General features: G+C 61.6%; 19 protein-coding genes. 7 read left to right on the top strand and 12 right to left on the bottom strand.

Going from position 1 to position 20026, the window contains the following annotated elements; all coding sequences use genetic code 11:
* Positions 1 to 8: 8 nt before the first annotated feature.
* Positions 9 to 488 (top strand): asparaginase domain-containing protein, encoded by a 480-nt coding sequence (locus MLC70_RS03235; RefSeq protein WP_248181620.1) that lies wholly within the window; start codon positions 9 to 11, stop codon positions 486 to 488.
* Positions 489 to 498: 10 nt separating this feature from the next.
* On the opposite strand, the gene MLC70_RS03230 is transcribed toward MLC70_RS03235, so the two are convergent.
* The 3 genes from MLC70_RS03230 to MLC70_RS03220 are packed head-to-tail and all read right to left on the bottom strand — an operon-like array spanning position 499 to position 3473.
* Positions 499 to 1191, bottom strand: a complete 693-nt coding sequence (locus tag MLC70_RS03230) for a pseudouridine synthase (RefSeq protein WP_248181725.1) — start codon at positions 1189 to 1191, stop codon at positions 499 to 501.
* 2 nt (positions 1192 to 1193) lie between these two features.
* The gene (locus MLC70_RS03225; RefSeq protein ID WP_248181619.1) at positions 1194 to 2225 is read right to left on the bottom strand and encodes a metal-dependent hydrolase; all 1032 of its coding nucleotides are present in this window, start codon (positions 2223 to 2225) and stop codon (positions 1194 to 1196) included.
* 12 nt (positions 2226 to 2237) lie between these two features.
* On the bottom strand, positions 2238 to 3473 hold the full coding sequence (locus tag MLC70_RS03220; RefSeq protein WP_427902085.1) for a lytic murein transglycosylase: 1236 nt from the start codon (positions 3471 to 3473) through the stop codon (positions 2238 to 2240).
* A 289-nt stretch (positions 3474 to 3762) separates the two neighbouring features.
* Here MLC70_RS03220 and MLC70_RS03215 point away from each other — a divergent pair, with 289 nt between their 5' ends.
* Complete coding sequence (locus MLC70_RS03215; RefSeq protein ID WP_248181618.1) at positions 3763 to 4650, top strand: response regulator; 888 nt, start codon at positions 3763 to 3765, stop codon at positions 4648 to 4650.
* On the opposite strand, the gene phoR is transcribed toward MLC70_RS03215, so the two are convergent.
* The 5 genes from phoR to MLC70_RS03190 form a co-directional block, all read right to left on the bottom strand.
* Positions 4651 to 5967, bottom strand: a complete 1317-nt coding sequence (phoR, locus tag MLC70_RS03210) for a phosphate regulon sensor histidine kinase PhoR (protein ID WP_248181617.1) — start codon at positions 5965 to 5967, stop codon at positions 4651 to 4653.
* A gap of 42 nt (positions 5968 to 6009) precedes the next feature.
* The gene (gene phoB, locus MLC70_RS03205; protein WP_248181616.1) at positions 6010 to 6702 is read right to left on the bottom strand and encodes a phosphate regulon transcriptional regulator PhoB; all 693 of its coding nucleotides are present in this window, start codon (positions 6700 to 6702) and stop codon (positions 6010 to 6012) included.
* A 134-nt stretch (positions 6703 to 6836) separates the two neighbouring features.
* Complete coding sequence (gene ubiA, locus MLC70_RS03200; protein ID WP_248181615.1) at positions 6837 to 7724, bottom strand: 4-hydroxybenzoate octaprenyltransferase; 888 nt, start codon at positions 7722 to 7724, stop codon at positions 6837 to 6839.
* A gap of 83 nt (positions 7725 to 7807) precedes the next feature.
* The gene (locus MLC70_RS03195; protein WP_248181614.1) at positions 7808 to 8389 is read right to left on the bottom strand and encodes a chorismate--pyruvate lyase family protein; all 582 of its coding nucleotides are present in this window, start codon (positions 8387 to 8389) and stop codon (positions 7808 to 7810) included.
* On the bottom strand, positions 8370 to 8927 hold the full coding sequence (locus tag MLC70_RS03190) for a hypoxanthine-guanine phosphoribosyltransferase (protein ID WP_248181613.1): 558 nt from the start codon (positions 8925 to 8927) through the stop codon (positions 8370 to 8372). Before MLC70_RS03190 ends, MLC70_RS03195 begins: the two co-directional genes overlap by 20 nt.
* A gap of 264 nt (positions 8928 to 9191) precedes the next feature.
* Between MLC70_RS03190 and MLC70_RS03185 the strand changes: the two genes are divergently transcribed.
* From MLC70_RS03185 to tesB, 3 genes are all read left to right on the top strand, one after another.
* Positions 9192 to 9359, top strand: coding sequence for a rubredoxin (locus MLC70_RS03185; protein WP_008173532.1), 168 nt, complete (start codon positions 9192 to 9194; stop codon positions 9357 to 9359).
* A gap of 43 nt (positions 9360 to 9402) precedes the next feature.
* Positions 9403 to 10557, top strand: a complete 1155-nt coding sequence (locus MLC70_RS03180) for an NAD(P)/FAD-dependent oxidoreductase (RefSeq protein ID WP_248181612.1) — start codon at positions 9403 to 9405, stop codon at positions 10555 to 10557.
* Positions 10558 to 10625: 68 nt separating this feature from the next.
* Positions 10626 to 11486 carry an acyl-CoA thioesterase II gene (tesB, locus tag MLC70_RS03175; RefSeq protein WP_248181611.1) on the top strand — a complete coding sequence of 287 codons (861 nt, stop codon included), beginning with the start codon at positions 10626 to 10628 and terminating at the stop codon, positions 11484 to 11486.
* A gap of 46 nt (positions 11487 to 11532) precedes the next feature.
* Here tesB and MLC70_RS03170 read toward each other — a convergent pair whose 3' ends face one another.
* The 3 genes from MLC70_RS03170 to MLC70_RS03160 all read right to left on the bottom strand — a co-directional run bounded on the left by MLC70_RS03170 (position 11533) and on the right by MLC70_RS03160 (position 15836).
* Positions 11533 to 14091, bottom strand: coding sequence for an EAL domain-containing protein (locus MLC70_RS03170; RefSeq protein WP_248181610.1), 2559 nt, complete (start codon positions 14089 to 14091; stop codon positions 11533 to 11535).
* A 109-nt stretch (positions 14092 to 14200) separates the two neighbouring features.
* Positions 14201 to 14647, bottom strand: a complete 447-nt coding sequence (locus MLC70_RS03165) for a flavodoxin domain-containing protein (protein ID WP_248181609.1) — start codon at positions 14645 to 14647, stop codon at positions 14201 to 14203.
* Positions 14648 to 14732: 85 nt separating this feature from the next.
* Positions 14733 to 15836 carry a GGDEF domain-containing protein gene (locus MLC70_RS03160; protein WP_248181608.1) on the bottom strand — a complete coding sequence of 368 codons (1104 nt, stop codon included), beginning with the start codon at positions 15834 to 15836 and terminating at the stop codon, positions 14733 to 14735.
* A 251-nt stretch (positions 15837 to 16087) separates the two neighbouring features.
* Between MLC70_RS03160 and MLC70_RS03155 the strand changes: the two genes are divergently transcribed.
* Both MLC70_RS03155 and MLC70_RS03150 read left to right on the top strand, forming a co-directional pair.
* Complete coding sequence (locus MLC70_RS03155; protein WP_248181607.1) at positions 16088 to 17647, top strand: inorganic phosphate transporter; 1560 nt, start codon at positions 16088 to 16090, stop codon at positions 17645 to 17647.
* Positions 17648 to 17778: 131 nt separating this feature from the next.
* Positions 17779 to 18045, top strand: a complete 267-nt coding sequence (locus MLC70_RS03150; RefSeq protein ID WP_248181606.1) for a hypothetical protein — start codon at positions 17779 to 17781, stop codon at positions 18043 to 18045.
* A gap of 103 nt (positions 18046 to 18148) precedes the next feature.
* On the opposite strand, the gene panP is transcribed toward MLC70_RS03150, so the two are convergent.
* Positions 18149 to 19828 carry a pyridoxal-dependent aspartate 1-decarboxylase PanP gene (panP, locus tag MLC70_RS03145; RefSeq protein WP_248181723.1) on the bottom strand — a complete coding sequence of 560 codons (1680 nt, stop codon included), beginning with the start codon at positions 19826 to 19828 and terminating at the stop codon, positions 18149 to 18151.
* Positions 19829 to 20026 lie beyond the last annotated feature (198 nt).

Genomic DNA, 20026 nt, shown 5'->3' with positions numbered 1-20026 from the left:
GGGAACAGATGATCCAGATTTTTACCACCGGCGGCACCATCGACAAGGTGTATTTTGATGCCAACAGCGCGTTTGAGATCGGAGACACGTTGCTGCCGGAGTTGCTGACCGAATCCAATATTCACGACGGCTACGCCATTAACGGCCTGTTGCGAAAGGACAGTCTCGAGATGACCGATGCCGATCGCGAGGCCGTTCGTGAGGCGGTGGCGGCCGCTGATGCGACGCAGATCCTCATTACCCACGGTACCGACACCATGGCCGAAACGGCTCGCGCGCTGTCGACCATCACCGACAAGACCATTGTGCTGCTGGGTGCCATGCAACCGGCGAGAATGCGCCGCAGTGATGCGATATTCAATGTCGGCTTCGCCTGGGCTGCGGTGCAGCTGCTGCCGGCGGGTGTCTACATTGCCATGAACGGTGAGGTGTTCGAGGCCGGTGCCGTGCGCAAGAATCTCAAGGCCCAGAAGTTCGAGCGGGCCTGATCGCCGGCACTCAGACCACGTTGTTGATCTCGGCATCGGTCAGCTCGCGGAAGGCTCCGGGTGCCAGGGCCGGATCCAGCTCGATGGTGCCGATGCGCTGGCGATGCAACGCCAGCACATGATTACCCACCGCCGCCAACATGCGCTTCACTTGATGGTACCGGCCTTCTGAAATGGTCAGTTCGATCTCGCGGTCACCGAGGCGCCGGATGCTGGCGGGTTTCGTGGGCTTCGGGTCGTTGCGCAGGGTGACCCCCGATTCCAGTTGCTGCAGGGCCTCGTCCGCTACCGCCTCACTGAGGGATACCCGGTAGGTCTTGGGGCATTCCACCCGTGGCGAGGTGATGCGGTGCGACCACCGGCCATCGGTGGTCAGCAACACCAGGCCGGTGGTGTCGGCATCCAGTCTGCCGGCAATATGGAGGCCCCGGGCGGTGGCCGCGGGCAGCAGATCCAGTACCGTGGGGTGATCGCTGTCGGTGGTGGCGCTGACCACGCCGGCCGGTTTGTTGAGCATCAAGTAGCGTTCGCCGGGAAGGGTGAGCGTGGCGTTATCCAGTGTGACGCGGGCATCGCTGTCGATCTGGGTATTTGCGCCGCGGCAGGGGTGGCTGTCTACCCGCACGCGACCCCGGGTGATCGCCTGCTTGGCCTCTCTGCGGGAGAGCGCGGTGGCGGTGGCCACAAACTGATCAAGGCGCACGGTCAGGAACACCGCTCTCCGGGGGGTGGCAGCTCGAGACTGGCCAGGCACAGCACCGGCGCCGTGCCGGTCAGTCTGGCCCAGAGCGCACCCAGCAGTTCCTTGCGGACCGCGGGGCGGTCCAGACGGTAGCTCAGGGACGGTTCCAGTCTATTGCCGTTGTTCTTCGCCAGCACGAACGTGAACGGGTGCGCGCCCGGAACCCCGAGGCGCACGTCGGTGGCGATCAGTAGCTCGCCTTGCTGCTCATAATGCAGGAAGCCATCGGTAAACCATTCCAGTCGCTGTCCCTCAGGCAGGGTGCGGGCGCGCGCGGCCAGTGCCGGATCGCGGGCGAATTCCTCGAGGTTGAGGGGCGCGTCGCCGTCGAGAAAGCCGGTCACCATTTCCACCCGGCGATCATCACTCACCACGGTAACCCGCCACAGAACGGTGTTGAAAGGCATGGGTTGCACCATGCGCGGTGCCTCTGCCAGCCCCGCCTGGGCCAGTGCCGGTTCCACCCGATTGGTAATCATCTGTTGCGCAGCCAGCGTCCAGCCCAGATACAGAGTGGACACCGCCAGGCCCGTCACCAGTGCGGTTGTTCTCTGTGGCCGGCATAGAAAGAACACCATGGCGGCGAGCAGGGGCAGGGTGTACAGCGGGTCGATGATAAAAATGCTGTTCAGCGCCACCGGTGGTCCAAAGGGCCAGAACAGCTGGGTGCCATAGGTGGTGAACGCGTCCAGGACCGGGTGGGTGACCAGTATCAGGCCGGTCATCAGCAGCCAGCGCTGATAACTCAGCTGCGGTTTCCAGCGCCACAATGCCCAGGCCAGCAGAAACGATAGCGGGATCAGGATTAACAGCGAATGGCTGAACCCCCGGTGTTGGGTGAAATTGGCCACGGCACTGCCGTAATCGATGATCACGTCCAGATCCGGCAGGGTGCCCAGCACAGCTCCGGTCAGCAGCACCGAGCGCCCGAGGGTTTTGCCGGCTACTGCGCCGGCGAGCGTTGCCCCGAGGGCCGCCTGGGTTATCGAGTCCATGGCGTACTGTGCTCAGTCATCGGATTCCTCGGACGCGTCGGGTTGATTCTCGGCCTCCGGAGCCACGGTCAGCTCGTTGAGGATGTCCTGAGACGGATAGCCGTCGGCGATGCGGTCGTTGGCCGCCTGATAGCCGCGGATGGCCCCGCGGGTGGCTGGCCCCATGATGCCGTCTGGCTTGCCGGTGTCGAATCCGCGGCCGTTCAGTGACTGTTGCAGGGCAAGGATGATGTCCCGGGACAGATTGGGCTGATCCTCCGGTGGGGGGGTCTGCAGGCCGCCCGCCCCGGCGATACGATCGGCCAGGTGGCCCACGGCAATGGCGTAGAATTCCGAGCGGTTCCAGCCCATGATCACGTTGAAGTTGCGGTAGGCCAGAAACGCCGGTCCGCGGTGGCCGGAGGGCACCACCAGGGCCGCGTCGATGGGCTCATCCGCCAGTGCGTTGCCGAAGGCGTCGGTGATGCCCAACTTGTTCCATTCCGCCAGCTCAAGGCGCCGGCCGTCGGCCAGTGAGTAATCGAAACTGGCGGGCAGCCGCACTTCCCGGCCCCAACGGTAGTCGCCGTCCCAGCCCAGATGTTGCAGGAAGTTACCTGCGGACATCATGGCGTCCGGCAGGCTGTTCCACAGATCCCGCTTGCCATCGCCGTCACCGTCCACGGCGTGCTTGAGAAACACCGTGGGCATGAACTGGACATGGCCCATGGCGCCGGCCCAGGATCCCTCCATCTGTTCCGGAGCAATGGCGCCTTCGTCAATAATCCGCAGCGCGGCGGTCAGCTGCTCGGTAAAAAAGCTTCTGCGGCGCGGGTCGCAGGCCAGGGTTGCCAGCGAACTGGGCACCGACATCTTGCCGAAGTAGGAACCAAAGTTGGTTTCCAGCCCCCAGAAAGACACCAGATACGGCGCCGGTACACCGGTTTCCCGGGTGACCCGGGCAAGCAGCTCCCGGTGCTCTTTGAGTAATTCCCGACCCTTGCTGATGCGGTCTTCGTTCACCCGGCGATTGAGGTAATCCGCAAACGTGGTGGTGAACTCGGGCTGGCGCCGATCGAGCTCGATCACCCGGTCAAGGTGTTCGACCTCTGTCAGCACATCGTTGGCGGTTTTGGTACTGACACCCGCTGCAATTGCGTGGTCTTTGAGGCGTGCAACGCATTGTCCGAACGCCTCGGTGTTGCTGGTTTCCGCGGCGACCGGCAGCGCCAGTGCCAGCAGCAGTCCGGTCACAGAGAGACGTTGCAGTGTCCGTTGTCCGTGGGTAGTCCCTGAATGTCTGTTTTGCACGCAGAACCTCGGTATGGAAACAATAATGGGTGAGGTGTTCATTTTGAACAGGCCCGGCCATGGTAGCCTTTTTTTTACGAACGAAAATACCGGTTTGGGCCTGTCACCGTGACAAATCGTTAACCCGCCGGTTCCCGCCTGCAGTGAATTGTGGTCTTTTTGTAGCGTCGGGGTTTTCCCGGGTCTGCTTTGTTCTATAGTTTCATCGAGAAACGTCCCGGATGGTCGGTAAAAGGGTCAAAACAACATGGCAATGCTCAAAGCGCTGGTAGTGGATGACGCCAGCTTCGTGCGGGATCTGGTGAAACGAACGATTCGCCAGCGTTTTCCCGTGATTGAAACCACCGACGCGCAGAACGGCCGTCGCGCACAGTCGCTGATGTCCCGGGGCGCCTTCGATCTGATCCTCTGCGACTGGGAAATGCCGGAGATGTCCGGCCTGGAACTGCTGCAGTGGATGCGCCAGCAGCCGCAGTACGAGAAAGTGCCGTTTATCATGATCACCAGCCGCGGCGATAAGAATCATGTGGTAGAAGCGGTGAAAGAGGGGGTGTCGGAATATCTCGGCAAACCGTTCAGTCCGGACGGTCTCAGCAAGAAAATCATCAAGGTGATGGGGCGCAGCCTTAAAGACGCCATGGACCACGGCGGAAAATCCATGGCCAGCCCCACCGATGCCTTCAAGGAATCGGCGACGTTGCTGACCCAGAAGCGTGAGCCTGTCACCGACACCCCGGCCACAGAGCGAGGCACAGCCGCCTCGCCCCTGCTGGCGGCCGGCGCCGGGGTTCCGGAGCAGAAACCCGCCGCCCGCAGCTCGCTGAGCGTGGCCTCGGTGCGCTTTGCCGACAGCACGCTCAAATCTGTGGTGAAAGACATCAACCTGACAGAAGTGCGTGTTATCGCGAAGCGGGATCAGGATTTTCCCGGCATTCTTGATCAGGCGGTGGTGGACATCGAGATTGCGGAAGGGCAGATGGCGAGGCTTAACGGATACGTTCACCAGTTGCAGGCGGTGGATAAGCGTCAGGACACGGATTTTGTCAGTGTCACCATCCGCTTTGTAGATGAGGATCCGAAGAAGCTTGAAGACCTGTCCCGCTTCGTGGCGCGTTTCCGCGCCGCCAACCGCTGATCAGGATACGTTTTCCGGTACCCGTTCGACCAGCCGTTCCCGCGGGAAGTGGCAGATAAACTCGCTGCCGTCGCCGATGCGACTCTTGATTTCCAGAGTGCCGTCGTGGTTCAGCAACACGTGTTTGACGATGGCCAGCCCGAGGCCGGTGCCGCCGGTGTCTTTGTGGCGGCTCGGGTCGGCGCGGTAGAAACGTTCGGTGAGGCGGGGAATGTGCACCGGATCGATCCCGATACCGGTATCCCGCACCGACAGATGCGCACCGTCACGGTTGGCGCTCCAGGTCACGGTGATGTGGCCCCTGGCGGGCGTGTATTTCACGGCATTGAAGATCAGGTTGGAGAAGGCGCTGCGCAATTGGCTTTCGTCGCCCTTCAGTAGCCGTTGGTCGGTAATCTTCACGCTGAATTCGTGTTCCTTTTCCCCACTCAGGGCGCTGGCGTCGTGGCAGATCTGGCGAATCAGTGCGTCCACGTCGGTCACCGTGTCATTGACGGTCTGTTCCCCGGTTTCAATCTTTGACAGCAGGATCAGGTCGGTAATCAGGGCTTCCATGCGGGACGATTGCTGGGCCATGGTGGTGATGGCTCGGCGCCACTTCGGCGGCAGGTCGTCGGCGTTGTCGACCAGGGTCTCCAGATAGCCGCTGATGACGGTCAGCGGGGTGCGCATCTCGTGGGACACGTTGCCTACGAAATCCCGGCGCATCTGCTCCAGTTGATACAGCCGGGTCACGTCTTTGGCCACGATCAGGCGATCGTCGTCACCGAACAGGCTGATCTGGATCTGCAGGTGAATGTGGGGCTTGGCCGGAGAGTTGATGTCCAGCGGCTCGCGGTAGTCGCGGGCGTCGAAGTAGGCTTTGAACGCCGGGGTGCGGATCAGGTTGTGAATGTACTGGCCGCGGTCGGTGTTGCGGCGGAATCCGAGCAGGTACTCGGCGGAGCCGTTCCACCATTCCATGGAGCCTTTGGCGTCGGTCATGATGACGCCATCGCGCATGGCGTTGGTGGATTCCTGCACCCGGTTGATCTGTGCCCGCAGGCGATCCTGCAGGCGCAGGTGGCTCTGATGCAGTTTGTGGAGACCGTCAAAAATGTCGCCCCAGAGGCCGATGCTCTGGGGCGCCTCACGGGTTGCGCCGGGGTTGCCCAGCCAGTGGTAGAGGCGCCGGGCGTGTACCAGCGTCCACCACAGGTAGGCTATCAAACCGAGGGTCAGGCCGTAGATCGGGTAACCGAAAAAGGCGCCCGCCGCGGTGCAGACGACCAGAAACCCGATGATCAGGCGAAAGTATCGTGACCAGTTGTGTTGCATCGAGACGCCCTGGAGTTGGTGTGCCGCCGTTGCGTCCGCCGTTTATGCCGCCCGGGTGGAGAAGCGGTAGCCGGCACCACGCACCGTCTGGATCAGGTGGTCATGTTGCTCGCCAAGGGCCTTGCGCAGCCGGCGAATGTGCACGTCAACGGTACGCTCCTCAACGTAGACGTTGCCACCCCAGACCTGATCCAGCAATTGAGAGCGAGTATATACCCGTTCCTGGTGTGTCATGAAGAATTGCAGCAGCCGGTACTCGGTGGGGCCCATGCTGAGGGCGCCCTGCTCGGTGGTGACCCGATGGCCGACCGGGTCAAGGGTGAGGCCTTCCACTTCTACCGGAGAATCAACGCCCGGTGGTGTGGCCCGGCGCAGTACCGCTTTCAGACGGGCGACCAGTTCGCGGGGGGAGAAGGGCTTGGTGATGTAGTCGTCAGCGCCCACCTCCAGGCCCTGAATCTTGTTGTCTTCCTCGACTTTCGCGGTGAGCATGATGATGGGGATATCGGCTGTGGCCTCTTCTTTTTTGAGGCGGCGGGCCAGTTCCACTCCGCTGGTGCCGGGGAGCATCCAGTCAAGCAGGACGAGGTCGGGGTGTTTGTCGACGATCAGGGCATGCGCTTCCAGTGCGTCCGCTGCCTCCAGGTAGTCGTAATCCGCCATTTCCAGGGCCACGGCGATCATTTCGCGAATCGGGGCCTCGTCGTCGACGATCAGGACAGTTTTTCCATTCATGGGCATTAACCTGTATCAGACCTTGGTTTGTTGCTGCCTTATTACAACGCCATAGTGTTACAAGTATATGACACATTCTGCCTGGTGGCGGGAGTGGGCACGACTGCGACACACCGCTCCCATATTCCTTACTGTCATTGCAGCAAGCGATCGACGACCAGCCCGGCAAACACCGCAAATCCTGCCCAGTTATTGTTCAGAAACGCTCTGAAGCAGCCCTCCCGCTCGCGCAAGCAGGCCAGGTACTGCTGGTAGATGAACAGGCCGGCCATGGCGAGGACACCCAGATTGTAGATGATGCCCAGGTCCGCCTGGTTGCCCACCATGATCAGGATCACCACCACCAGACCCTGCAGAAAGCCGATGATGGCGAGGTCGGCGTCGCCAAAGAGAATGGCGGTGGATTTGACACCAATCCTGAGGTCGTCGTCGCGGTCGACCATGGCGTAGAAGGTGTCGTAGGCCACGGTCCAGAGCACGTTGGCGGTGAACAGCAGCCAGGTCAGCTGGGTGAGTTCATTGGCTTCGGCCGCCCATGCCATGGGAATGGCCCAGGAGAAGGCGGCGCCCAGGAAAAGCTGCGGCAGGTGGGTGTAGCGCTTCATGAACGGGTAAATGAACGCAAGAACCACGCCGCCGAAGGACAGATACAGGGTCAGCGGATTGGTGAACAGCACCACCATGAGGAAGGCCACCAGGGCGAGGCCGAGGAACAGGGCGACCGCTTCCCAGGCGGCAATGCGGCCAGAGGTCAGGGGGCGATCTCTGGTGCGTTTGACGTGGCGGTCGACGTCGCGGTCGGCAAAGTCGTTGATGGCGCAGCCGGCGGCGCGCATCAGAAACACCCCGACGGTGAAGATGATCAGGTTGCCGATGCCCGGGAATCCGTCGGAGGCCAGCCACAGCGCCCAGTAAGTGGGCCAGAGCAGGAGCAAACTGCCGATGGGGCGATCCAGTCGCAGTAGCTTGGCGTAGTCCGCCAGGCGGCTCCGCAGGTGTTCGGGCATGGCGTTCAACAGCATAGTGCGTGGTCCGATTGGGTATGGCTGGTGTTTTCCTGAGCGTGGATTATAGCCAGCGGACGTGCGCCTGTTAAAGGCCGGGCTCAGTGGCAGAACTGGGGCAGAAAGTACTCGCCCACCAGCAGCGCCTTGTCGCCGTTGTGGAAACGCGAACGGCGGGCCACCGGGGGCTGGCTCGGGTCGCAGGTCAGGCAGACGCCGGTTTCAAACGGGCCACGTTGCCAGCGGGGGTTGCTGAACAGCCAGGCGCCCAGTGGCTGGCGGCCGAGGTGGCGCAGGCGTCGCCCGGCGCCTTCCAGGGTGGGCAGTGGAATAACGGTGCGGGCCAGAACCCAGGGCGCACCGTCGCCACACAGCTGCACTTCGCGAATCCACGCCAGTTGGCGCTCGGGCACGTTGAGTGTCTGCGCCTCTTCACGGGTCGGGCGCGAAAACCCTTCGCGGATCACGTTAACGTGGAATGAGTCGGTGCAGCGCCGTTGCAGTTCCCGGGTCAGCGAACCTTCCGCCTGTAACCAGAAACGGGCGGGGCCGTGCACCGTGTTGTCACGGAGGCCTGCAGCAGCCAGCGAGCGATACCAGTCGGTGGGCGGAATCGCCAGGGGTGCGGTTAATGGCACCCTGCCAGGCGTGTCCACCCGCCGGTCAAAGTCCCTTGACGGCATAAATACCGGGGGCGTTGCGCCAGTAGCCTTTGTAGTCCATGCCGAAACCGAACAGGAAGCGGTCTTCCACGTTCAGGCCGGTGAAGTCGGCTTTCAGATCCGGGTGCGCCTTGCGGTCGTGTTGTTTGTCCACCAGTACCGCGGTCAGCACTTCGCGGGCGCCGTGGGCGAGGCAGTAATCGGCGATGGCGCAGAGGGTCGTGCCTTCGTCCAGGATGTCGTCAACGATCAGGATGGTGCGGTCTTTCATGTCCGCTTCCGGTCGCAGCTTCCATTCCAGGATGCCACCGGTGGTTTCCTGACGGTAGCGGGTGGCGTGCAGGTATTCCGCCTGCACCGGAAACTTCAGCAGCGGTAGCAGCTGTCCGGTGAGGATGAGGCCGCCGTTCATCACGCAGAACAGCAGGGGGTTGCTGTCTCTCAGGCGGCGGGTGATGTCGTCTGCGAGGCTGCGGATGGCCACCTGTACCTGTTGTTCATCGACCAGGCAATCGGCTTCATTCATTACCTGATTCATCTCGGCGACGGTATCGGTCATAGCGGTCGGATCCTGTCGTAAAACCGGCGATTATACCGGAGGAGGCGGGTATAAGGGAGGGGCAACCCGCCGACCGGCCCATGGGTATTTGTGGCGATTGGCAGAAATACCCGGGAAAGACTGTCCTGAGTGGCATTGGTCAATCCCGGGCGGGTGGGTATGATGGTGGCCCGTTTTGAGTAATGTGCAGTCACAACCAAAAAACTTGCGTGCAATATTGTCTGACAATTATCATTGCGCCCGAATTCTACGCGGAGAGAGATTATGAAAAAGTGGCAGTGTGTTGTGTGTGGACTGATTTACGACGAGGCCGAAGGCTGGCCGGAAGACGGTATCGAGCCGGGCACCAAGTGGGAAGATGTGCCTGAGGACTGGGTCTGCCCTGACTGCGGCGTGGGCAAAGAAGACTTTGAAATGATCGAGATTGGCTGATACCCGGCCGCCACCCTGAGAAGCACACCGACGGAGAATTGGAATGACAACAGAAGCCCCTATCGTCATCGTGGGAACCGGCCTGTCCGGATACTCCCTGGCCCGGGAGATCCGTAAGCAAGACAAGGACATCGCCATCGTCATGGTCACCGCCGATGACGGCTTCAGTTATTCCAAACCTATGCTGTCAACCGGTTTTACCAAGGGCAAGGAGGCCGAGGAGCTGGCCCAGGCCAGTGCCGACGCCATGACCGAGCAGCTGAATCTCGAGCTGCGCACGTTCACCACGGTGACCGGCATCGACACCGCAGCCCACGAGCTGGTGCTGGGCGACGAACGTCTCCGCTACAGCAAGTTGGTGCTGGCCTGGGGCGCTGACGTGATTCGCCTGAATATTGAAGGTGACGGTCAGGAATTCGTGCATTCCATCAACGATCTGATGGATTACCGCGCGTTCCGCGAAGCGCTGGCGGGCAAAAAGCGGGTGGCCATCATGGGTGCTGGCCTGATCGGCTGTGAGTTTGCCAACGACCTCCGCAACGGCGGTGTCGAGGTGGATGTGATTGCCCCCTCTGACACGCTGATGCCGGGTCTGCTGCCGCCGCCGGCGGCAGAGGCGGTCAAGGCCGAGCTGACCGAGTTGGGCGTGGGTTTCCATCTCGAAACCGTGGTGGATCGCATTGACCGTGCCGGTGAGGGCGTGCGGCTGGCATTGGCCAACGGCGAGACGCTGGAAGCGGATCTGGTGATTTCCGCTGTCGGTCTGCGGCCGCGAACCGAACTGGCGGAAGCTGCCGGCATTGCCACCAACCGGGGCATTGTGGTTAACCGGGCGCTGGAAACCTCCGCGGCGGATGTCTATTCCCTGGGTGACTGCGCCGAGGTCGACGGCCACGTGCTGCTGTACGTGCTGCCGCTGATGGCCTGCTCCCGAGCCCTGGCGAAAACGCTGGTGAGTGAGCGCACCGAGGTGGCTTACGGCACCATGCCGGTCATGATCAAAACCCCGTGCTGCCCCACGGCCGTCTGCCCGCCCCCGCCCAACGCTGCCGGAGCGTGGGAGCTTGAGCAGGAGGGCAGCGATGTCCGTGCCTTGTTCAAAGCGGCGGATGGTGCCGTGCTGGGTTTCGCGGTGACTGGCCGGTTTGCGGTGGAAAAGCAGGCCCTGTCAAAGGAAGTGCCCCCCATTCACGGCTGAGTTATTGCGAAAAGGCCCGGCTTCGGGTAGAAATTCATTCGTGAGCTAACGAATTGACAGGAGTGGGCATGCTTGAGATAACCAGAAAGCTGGTGGATCTTCTGGATCTTTCGCCAATCGGGGACGACCATTTCCAGGGTGACAGTGAAGACCTTGGTTTTCCCAACGTGTTTGGCGGCCAGGTTCTGGGGCAGGGGCTGATGGCGGCCAGTCGCACGGTCGAAGGCCGGTTGCCCCATTCCCTGCATGCCTACTTTCTGCGCCCGGGCAATCACAGCATGCCGATTGACTACGAAGTGCAGCGGGTGCGGGATGGCGGCAGCTTCTCCGTGCGCCGGGTTATTGCGCGCCAGGGCGGTAAAGAGATCCTCACCGGATCGGTGTCTTTCCAGGTGGAGGAGCAGGGTTTTGAGCACCAGCTGGACATGCCCGATGCACCGGATCCGGACACCCTGAAGTCGGAGCAGGAATACGGCGAGATGCTGGCCCCTCACGTTCCCGAGCACCTGCGGGATACGCTCACCCGTGAGCGTCCGATCGAGATCCGTCCGGTGGACCCGGTCAATCCGTTCAAGCCCGAGGCGCGGCCGCCCCACAAGCAAAGCTGGTTCCGGACCCAGGGACATCTGCCTGATGACCCGGTCCTGCATCGCTGCCTGCTGACCTATGCGTCGGACTTTTCTTTTCTGGGCACCTCGCTCAATCCCCACGGTGTTACCTTCATGAGCAAGGGCATGCAGGTGGCCAGCCTGGACCACGCCATCTGGTTTCACCGGAATTTCCGCATGGACGAGTGGCTGCTGTACGACAAGGACAGCCCCAGCGCCTCCGGCGGCCGCGGCTTCAATCGCGGCAACTTCTTCAATCAGCAGGGCGGTCTGGTGGCGTCCACCACCCAGGAAGCGCTGATCCGCAAACGCGCCCGCTGACGGACCGGGGTGACAGCCGCTCTTTCGCCCTCTTGCCTTCCCGGCATCAGACAATCTTCCGCTTGTCCTCCGCGGCGGCGCGGTCGGATAACCAGACCAGCAGCTCTTCCAGGGGCAGTGGCGGGGTGAGCAGGTAGCCCTGGATCATGTCGCAGCCCATGCTCTCCAGCAGCGCCGCCGTGGTCTCGTCTTCCACGCCTTCTGCCACGACTTTGTAGCCGAGGGAATGGCACATATCGATGGTGGTCTGCACGATGACGCGGTCACCGGCATGAGTACCGATATCGGTAATCAGGGAGCGGTCGATCTTGATCTCGCTGGCGGGCAACTGCTTGATGTACGACAGCGACGAATAGCCCGAACCGAAGTCATCAATGGAGACCGGGATACCCGCTGTGTGCAGCGAGTTCAACGCCTTCAGGGAGTTGGCCGGGTCCTGCATCATCGACGTTTCGGTGACCTCCAGGATGATCATGCCGCGGTGGCTGTGATGACTGCTCATCAGCCGCTGGACAAACATCGGGAAGTCCGGCTCCCGCAGATTGTTCGGCGAAATATTCACGGCAATGCCCAGCGGCCAGCCCTGTTCCACCAGCCTGGTCCGAAGCGCCAGAGACTGTTCCAGAACCCAGCGCGTCAGTGGCTTGATCAGCCCGGTCTGCTCGGCAATACCGATCAGCATATCGGCAGGGATGGGGGTGTTGCGCTCAGGCCAGCGAATCAGTGCCTCCACCCCGACAATGGTGCGGGAGGGCAGCGCCATTTTGGGCTGCAGGTGCAGCTCCAGCTCGCCGTTTTGCAGCGCCTTGCGCAACTCCGAGACCAGTGTCAGCCGGTCGGCGCTGTAGGAATCCCGTGTTGGCTGGTAATAGGCCAATCCGCGGTCGCGGGCTTCGTTCGAGCCCTGGGCGATGTGGGCGCGGCGAATCAGTGAGTTAGTGTCCTGGGCGTGCTCCGGAAAGATCGCGGTACCGATCTGCGGATCCAGCGGCAGCTGCATGCCCAGATAGTCCACCGGTTCCCGGAGCTCTTCCAGGCCCTGAATGATGGCGCGGGGTGCGTTACCGATCATCGCGGCATCGACCACAAAACCGAAGGTTGAAGGCTCCAGTGACGCCAGGTACACCGACCGCTGTTCGGTGGTCTCGATGGGCAGAATCCCCGGCAGTTCCCTGACAATGCTGTTGAAGCGGGCCGAGGCCAGCTCGATCAGGCGATCGGTATTGCGATGCCCTAGGGTCTTGGTGATCGCCTGCAGGTTGCTCAGGTGGATTACTGCAATGGCGTAACGGCGATCGGGCACCCGGGTGATCAGATCGTTGATCATCATCTCGAAACTGGTGCGGTTGGGCAGCCCGGTCAGGGGGTTGTGCAGGGCCTGATCCATCAACCGCAGCTCTGCGGTCCGCCGCGCCGCCATGGCTCGCAGCTCCGCTTCGCGGGCGTGCAGCTTCTCTTCCCGCTCGTTGTACAGCCGTTTGGCCAGGGCGATGGTCAGCAGAATGGCTTCCAGGCCAGAGCCCACCTGCATGCCGTAGGTGGTCAGCCAGTTGGTGGGTAGCAAGCCGTACTTGTTGGCGGCGGTGAGCATGGTGCCGACAATCAACAGCGCCCAGGCGACGGTGTAGTAGCCAGCCTGGGGGTTGCGCCGGGCCCACTGGACCGGCCCGATCACCGTCAGCACGAGGAAGCCGGACAATGCCAGCGCCACCGAGGATTTGATCGAGGTATTGAAATCCAGCACGAAGGTGCCGAGCACCGCCGCCAGACTGAGCCCGATAATGACTTTCAGCAGCCGGTCCGTGAGGGGCGCGCGATCCCGCAGTTTGAGGAACGAGCGGGCAAACAGCAGTGCAAACACGACGGCCACCGGAACGGCCATCAGCATGGTCTGGTTATGCAGCCACGGACTTTCGGGCCAGAACACCTGATAAGTCACCCCACGCAGAGTCGCCATCAGGAACAGGTAGCCAAATGTCGACAGCACATAGAACAGGTAGGTGGCTTCCCGCAGGGTCAGGAAGATAAACAGGTTGAAGAAAATGGTGGTGATCAGGATGCCGTAATACAGACTGTGGAGGCGGTCCTCGGTGGTCAGGGCGTCGAACAGGGCGTTCTGCTCCCACAGCCGAATGGGCACCTGGTGCGCGCCGTTGGTCTGGACCGACAGCAGTATCTCGTAGCTGACACCCGGCTCTACGGTGTAGGGCACCAGAAAGCTGGGGTGGTAAAGCGGGCGCTCGGCAAACGGCAGATGATCCCCGGTGACGACTTTGTCCACCAGCTCGCCATCAGCGAGCAGATAAAAGGTGACATAATCCAGTTGCGGATAGCTGATTTCCAGCACCTGCTGCGGAGGTCCATCCGGCAGGGACAGACGGTACCAGTAATGACCGGTCACATAGCCGAAATTGGGGGTGTCTTCCGCCAGGGGCTGCCAATCCGGACGGGCCAGCAAGCCCGAGAGGTCGTCGCCCCCGGGCGCCTCCAGGAAGGCAATGGTGGGCTGGGGAAGTCGTGACGACCCCGTGGCATCTGCCTGACCTTCGGGGGCCATGGTGATCATCGCGCCCATCAGGGCGAAAAACAGAGCAATATGGCGCACAAAATACCGAACTTGTTATGTTTGTTTTGTGCAGTATGACTTCCGCCCGGGAACCGCTCAAGGGTGTCATCCTGAAATTTGCAGAGTGTTACTCACTCTGCCACCACGGTTACAGATTGGCGATCCATTCCCGCGACCAGGGCAGGGCTTCCTGCTCCGGCTCCAGGGTTTCCAGCGCGTCGATACGCAGGGTGTCACCGACCTTGCGGGCGGCGGTTTCGTACAGCGCCTCTTCCAGCAGCTCGCCGGCGCCACAGAACGTCTCTCCGTAGGAGCTGTCACCCAGCACAATCACGCCAAACGGCCGTCCGGGTTGCTGCGGCAGTTGCTCGCGCAGGGACAGGTAAAACGGCAGCAGGTTCGGGGGCACCTCGCCCTGTCCTGTCGTTGATGTGCATATCAGCAGGGGGTCGGTGTTGTCGGTGATCTGGTCCAGCACCGGATTCTCCAGCACGGTGACGGTGTGCCCCTCGCTTTCCAGGGTTTTCCGGATTGCCCGTGCGGTCATCAGAGCGCCGCCGTAAACGCTGCCCACCAGTACTCGAATTGCTGCCATATCCGCCTCTGTCATGTCTTCATGGCAGTTGTTGGCCGCCATGGTTAGATCTGGCGTTGGATCATAGCGGTTGGTCCGGCGCCGCTCAAGACTGGGTGAGGGGGTCGGCAGCGTCATTCCCGCCAAGACTGCGGACGCGTGGGGCAATACGATTGCGACCCGCCTCCTTGGCGCTGTAAAGGTGGACATCCGCCTGTTTCAGCAGCTCATCCACCGAGCTGGCCTTGGCGATGGAGCAGACCCCGGCACTGATGGAGACCGGCAGTCGTTGCCTGCCGAACACGAACTCTGTGGTCTCCACCTCGGCCCGCAGGCGCTCGGCGAGCGTGAGGGCCTGCAGTAACGAGGTGTCAGGCAGCAGTAGCAGAAACTCCTCGCCGCCCCAGCGGGCCGCCACGTCGGTTTGGCGGATCACCGTGCGCATCTGGCCGGCAAAGGTTTTCAGCACCTCATCACCGGCGTCATGGCCGAACTGGTCGTTGATCGCCTTGAACAGGTCCAGATCGATCAGCACGATCGAGAAGTGATGGCCCGAACGCTGGAAGCGCGAGAATTCCGCCAACAGCCGGTGCTGCATATCCCGCCGGTTGGCCAGCCCGGTCAGCTCGTCGGTACGGGCCGCATGTTCATGGGTGCGGGCCAGTTCCATCAACTCGTTTCTCGCCTTCAGCCGGCTGGCTTCCAGCACAAAACAGAAAATGGACTCGAAGGTCAGTGCCGCGAAAAAGCGGATCTTGAAGTCGGTTGAGTATTCCGCGGTGACCAGCGGCAGGTTGGGGAACTGGAACACCACCACCGCGAGCAGATAGCAGAACAGCAGAATGGCGGTGCCGGTTTTCAGGTTGGTGAGGTAGAAGAGCAGGGGGGGGAACACGAAAAACCACAGCGGGCCGGTGTTGCTCTCCCCACCAGACGCCATCAGATAGGCGAACAGCAAGCCCACCACGGTAATCAGACCGCCTTTCTGGGCCGCCCGGTTCCGGGTGCGCGCAAAGTGGGCCATGTTCAGTGCGATCGGCAACGCGAATGCCCAGAGCGTCCAGGCATGGACCGCGTGATCGGCGTTCCACGCCTTGGTGCCGATGCCCACCAGAAACACAATCGCCATCAGCGACAACCACGTCAGCAGCCGCGCGATGCGCGCCTCTTCCGAGCTGTCGGGGGGCTGGGGGGGGATGCGATCGGTCATGGCTGCCTTTGTTGCTATTGTTGTATTTCTGGCGCGTTTTATAGCAATTATGAGTCAATTTGAGCCGACCGTGCAGCAACTATCCAAGATATTTGTCAGCAGCCCCGGGTCCGGTTCAAATGTTTCATTTTTGTGGCAAAAAAATTATAGTTGCCGCGCAGTGTAGACTACCCTAGGGAAGGCGCAATCTGACTGGCCGGGAAGGCGCAATACGTAGCAACTCATTCAGCATCGACGAGACCGGATCTGTTATGGCCCCGAAAAGCGGATTTCTTGACACCCTCCTGACCAGTCCTTCCACCGAGCGTTACCGGGTAGGCTTCAGCTTTCTGTTCCTGCTCGGCATCTGGCTGGTGGTCGGGCAACTGAGCAGTGGCATGCCCAACAGCATGCTGTTGATGGCCGCCGCGGTTATCGGCGGCTACATGGCGATCAACATCGGTGCCAATGACGTTGCCAACAACGTTGGCCCCGCGGTGGGTTCCGGCGCCCTGTCTCTTGGCGGTGCGGTATTGCTTGCGGCCATCTTCGAAGCCGGCGGCGCGATCATTGCCGGCGGTGACGTGGTATCGACTATCAAGGGCGGCATCATTGCCGCCGATCGTCTCGACGACGTTAACGCGTTCGTCTGGCTGATGACCGCCGCGTTGCTGGCCGGTGCCTTGTGGCTGAACCTGGCCACCTGGATGGGCGCACCGGTTTCCACCACTCACTCCATCGTTGGCGGTGTGCTGGGCGCGGGTATTGCCGCTGGGGGCTGGGGCATCGCCGATTGGGCGGTGATGAGCAAAATCGTGGCCAGCTGGGTGATTTCACCGGTGATGGGCGGCGTGCTGGCAGCGCTGTTCCTCTTTGCCATCAAAAAAACCGTACTCTATCGCCAGAATCTGATCCCGGCGGCGCGCACCTTTGTGCCCTGGCTGGTGGCAATCATGGCCTGGGCGTTCGGCACCTACCTGATGGTCAAGGGTGTAAAGAAGCTGGTTGAGGTGGACTTCCTCGGCGCGTCGCTGGTGGGGCTGGCGGTTGCGGCGGTGGTTTTCGTGGCCATGCGGGTACTGGTCGGTCGTCGCGCCGCCACCATGGAAAACAGTGCCGAGGGGGTGAACTCCCTATTTACCTGGCCGCTGATTTTTGCCGCGGCGCTGCTCAGTTTTGCCCACGGTGCCAACGACGTGGCGAACGCCATTGGTCCGCTTGCCGCGATTAACGATGCCCTGTCGGCCGGCGCGGTGGTGACCTCCGCCGCCATTCCGCTCTGGGTCATGCTGGTGGGTGCGCTCGGCCTTGCCGTTGGCCTGATGCTGTTCGGCCCGCGCCTGATCAAGACAGTGGGCAGCGAGATCACCGAACTCGACAAAACCCGCGCCTTCTGTATCGCCCTGTCGGCCGCGCTCACGGTCATCATCGCCTCCCAGCTGGGCCTGCCGGTAAGCTCCACCCACATCGCCATCGGCGGTGTGTTCGGTGTCGGCTTCCTGCGGGAGTATCTGAAATACAACTACGCCACCCAGCTGCACAAGATCATGGAGCAGCATGACGAAGCAGAGCAGGCGCGCCTGCGTCCGTTCCTCGACGACTTCCGCAATGCCTCGGTGGAGGAAATGGAAAACCTGCTCAAGCAGGCCAAGAAGAAAAAGCAGGTGCCGTTGTCCAAGAGCGAACGCAAGCGCCTGAAGAAGATCTACCGCGAGGAAATGGTCAAGCGTTCCCATCTGACTCGCATCGTGGCCGCGTGGATCATCACCGTGCCGGCCTCCGCACTGATGGCGGCGATGCTGTTCTTCACCCTGCGTGGGCTGTTGATGTAAAGCTGGCCGTTGCCCGGTTCGCTGGCGGACCGGGCGGGACGATTCCGGGCTGGTTGCCGCCCGCCGAATTAGCCATACTATTGCGATGTTGAGGGGTGAGCCCTGAACGTTAAACTATCCGGGAGTTTATGATGAGTTCGTCTGCCGAAAGCCGTCAGGCTCGTATGATCAATGAGCTGCGAGTGTTCATCAAAAAAGTACTGAGCGATCCCACCATTGCTGTCAAATCCGTGGAAATCGCCCGCAAGCACCGTAGCGAGCAGAATGCCAATGAAGTGATTGCCCGTGAGATCAGCGCGAATACCACGATCCGTATCCCGGAGAACTGGAGTGAGGCGGATCATATGTTTCTGGACATCCTGCACGAAGTGCTGGATGACGAAGAGGCGCTTTACTGAGTCGGGGGGCTGCGGCAGAACGCAGAGCCGGGGTCGGGGTGGCCTGTCCAAAACCCTGCGGAGCCATGGATGGCGGCGCTGGCGGAACCCGATCCAGGATTACTCAGGCCTGTCGTACGCCAGGCTCACGCTGCTTAAGCACCGCATCCGCCATCTGATGCAGAATTGAAATCTCGTCCTGAATCCCGTCCTCGGTCATCGCCAGTTCCCGCTGTTCGGCCAGAATATCCTCCAGAATCTCCCGCGTGGTCAGCGGATTGGCCAGCACCACCCGGAACACGATGCAGGGGAAGTGGAAGTAACGGGCCGGCTCCAGTCGGGTCCGCGAGACGAATGCCTTGCCCCGCTCCCGCTGGGTTTTCTGGATGAACTTGGTGATGCGGTTGAGGCAGGCGTTGAGTTTTTCCGCCTGCAGTTCATCGGCCTGCGCCAGCGCCTGTTGCACCTCGGGCGGGCAGTAGCGGTAGGTCAGAATGTTCAGTTCCGGTTTGGTCACCAGCTCGAAATCCGGATGGGCGTCGATCAGATCGGCGAAGGTCTGGGCCTTGTCGATGCCCTGGTCGATAAGGATTTCGTAGCCTTCCCGTGCCAGGATTTTCAGGCCCGAGTGGATCAGCATCGACATGCCGGGGCGTGAGCCTTCCAGAGTGGTGCTGCCCAGATCCCGCGAGCCTTTACGGATGATGTACTGGGCGTGGTGCTCGACGGCGCTGGCAAGGCTTGGATCACGAAACACTACCAGGCCCACGCCCATGGGCACATAAAGCTGTTTGTGGGCGTCGAAGGTGACCGAGTCCGCCTGTTCGATGCCCCGCAGCAGTCCACGGTGGGCGCGGGAGAACAGGGTGGGGCCGCCCCAGGCGGCGTCGACATGGAAATGGGCGCCGAATTCCCGGGCGATGTCGGCCATGGCGTCCAGTGGGTCAACGTTGCCGGTTTCGGTGGTGCCGGCGATGCCGCAGATGGCCATGACCTTGATCTTCTGTTTCTGCAGTTCCAGGCATTTGTCCCGCAGCGCGTCGGTATCGATGCGGTTGTCGTCGTCGGTGTCCACCGGCACCAGGAACTCACGGCCCAGGCCAAGCACGTCGGCGGCCTTGCGCAGGGAGTAGTGACCGCGGCGGGACACCAGTATGGCGGCACCCTCGTGGCCGTAATAGCGCAGCGCCCGGAACAGGCCCTCTTCATGGATGCCGCGGAAGCTGCCCTCGGCCGGGAATGCGCGGTTGCGGGCAACCCACAACGCAGTCAGATTGGCCACCGTGCCACCGGAGCACATGGCGCCGAGGGCGTAGCGGGGGTCGTGCATCCACTTGCGGTAGAAGGCACCGTCCTGGCCATACACCAGCCGGTGAATCATGCCCAGTACCTGGCGCTCCATGGGGGTGAACGCCTTGGAGGTTTCGGTCTTCACCAGGTTCTGGTTGAGGGCGATCATGATTTTGGACAGCGGCAGCATGAAATAGGGCAGCGCTGAGGTCATGTGGCCGATGAAGCTGGGGGAGGCGGTGTGAACCGAGTTGGCCACCAGCTTGTCCAGCAGGAACTGGGCCTGTTCGGAGACGAACACGGGCTTTTCGGGAATGGCGTAGTCGGAGAAGTCCTTTTCGACTTCTGACAGGTCCCGCTCGACCGCGACGATGTGTTCCTGCAGGAAACCGGCAAGGTTGCGGGATATGTTCTGGTCAATCCGGCTCAGGGTCGATTCCGGCGCCTCTGGCACCGTGAAGACCCGATACATTGCCTCAACTGAGGCCTGGGCGGATTTTTTCTTTCCGGTCATACGCGACACACACTTTTCATCGGTGGTCATCCGCCTGGCGGGTTCCGGATGCCTGGCGGATACAGCCGGACGGTTACATCCGACGGTGAAGAAATCGTCTTGCCCGTTGTCCCGCGGGCGCTCTGGCCTCCCTTATGACCCCTGAGCCAGCCTTTCGGCACCCTGTCAAAGGACGCGTAGTATACGACCTGGTGGGTA

The sequence above is a fragment of the Marinobacter goseongensis genome (genome assembly GCF_023156235.1).
Taxonomy (GTDB): Bacteria; Pseudomonadota; Gammaproteobacteria; order Pseudomonadales; family Oleiphilaceae; genus Marinobacter; species Marinobacter goseongensis.
The sequence above is the reverse complement of the archived record's forward strand: the minus strand, read 5'-3'. Positions and strand labels throughout refer to the sequence as shown.

Excerpts from the sequence above, each read along its gene's own strand:
- MLC70_RS03195 (WP_248181614.1), bottom strand. The coding sequence starts at position 8,389 with ATGCCGTCAAGGGACTTTGACCGGCGGGTGGACACGCCTGGCAGGGTG.
- MLC70_RS03180 (WP_248181612.1), top strand. The coding sequence starts at position 9,403 with ATGACAACAGAAGCCCCTATCGTCATCGTGGGAACCGGCCTGTCCGGA.
- tesB (WP_248181611.1), top strand. The coding sequence starts at position 10,626 with ATGCTTGAGATAACCAGAAAGCTGGTGGATCTTCTGGATCTTTCGCCA.
- MLC70_RS03155 (WP_248181607.1), top strand. The coding sequence starts at position 16,088 with ATGGCCCCGAAAAGCGGATTTCTTGACACCCTCCTGACCAGTCCTTCC.
- panP (WP_248181723.1), bottom strand. The coding sequence starts at position 19,828 with ATGACCGGAAAGAAAAAATCCGCCCAGGCCTCAGTTGAGGCAATGTAT.
- ubiA (WP_248181615.1), bottom strand. The coding sequence starts at position 7,724 with ATGCTGTTGAACGCCATGCCCGAACACCTGCGGAGCCGCCTGGCGGAC.
- MLC70_RS03225 (WP_248181619.1), bottom strand. The coding sequence starts at position 2,225 with ATGGACTCGATAACCCAGGCGGCCCTCGGGGCAACGCTCGCCGGCGCA.
- MLC70_RS03150 (WP_248181606.1), top strand. The coding sequence starts at position 17,779 with ATGAGTTCGTCTGCCGAAAGCCGTCAGGCTCGTATGATCAATGAGCTG.
- phoR (WP_248181617.1), bottom strand. The coding sequence starts at position 5,967 with ATGCAACACAACTGGTCACGATACTTTCGCCTGATCATCGGGTTTCTG.
- phoB (WP_248181616.1), bottom strand. The coding sequence starts at position 6,702 with ATGAATGGAAAAACTGTCCTGATCGTCGACGACGAGGCCCCGATTCGC.
- MLC70_RS03190 (WP_248181613.1), bottom strand. The coding sequence starts at position 8,927 with ATGACCGATACCGTCGCCGAGATGAATCAGGTAATGAATGAAGCCGAT.
- MLC70_RS03160 (WP_248181608.1), bottom strand. The coding sequence starts at position 15,836 with ATGACCGATCGCATCCCCCCCCAGCCCCCCGACAGCTCGGAAGAGGCG.
- MLC70_RS03215 (WP_248181618.1), top strand. The coding sequence starts at position 3,763 with ATGGCAATGCTCAAAGCGCTGGTAGTGGATGACGCCAGCTTCGTGCGG.
- MLC70_RS03235 (WP_248181620.1), top strand. The coding sequence starts at position 9 with ATGATCCAGATTTTTACCACCGGCGGCACCATCGACAAGGTGTATTTT.
- MLC70_RS03185 (WP_008173532.1), top strand. The coding sequence starts at position 9,192 with ATGAAAAAGTGGCAGTGTGTTGTGTGTGGACTGATTTACGACGAGGCC.
- MLC70_RS03165 (WP_248181609.1), bottom strand. The coding sequence starts at position 14,647 with ATGGCAGCAATTCGAGTACTGGTGGGCAGCGTTTACGGCGGCGCTCTG.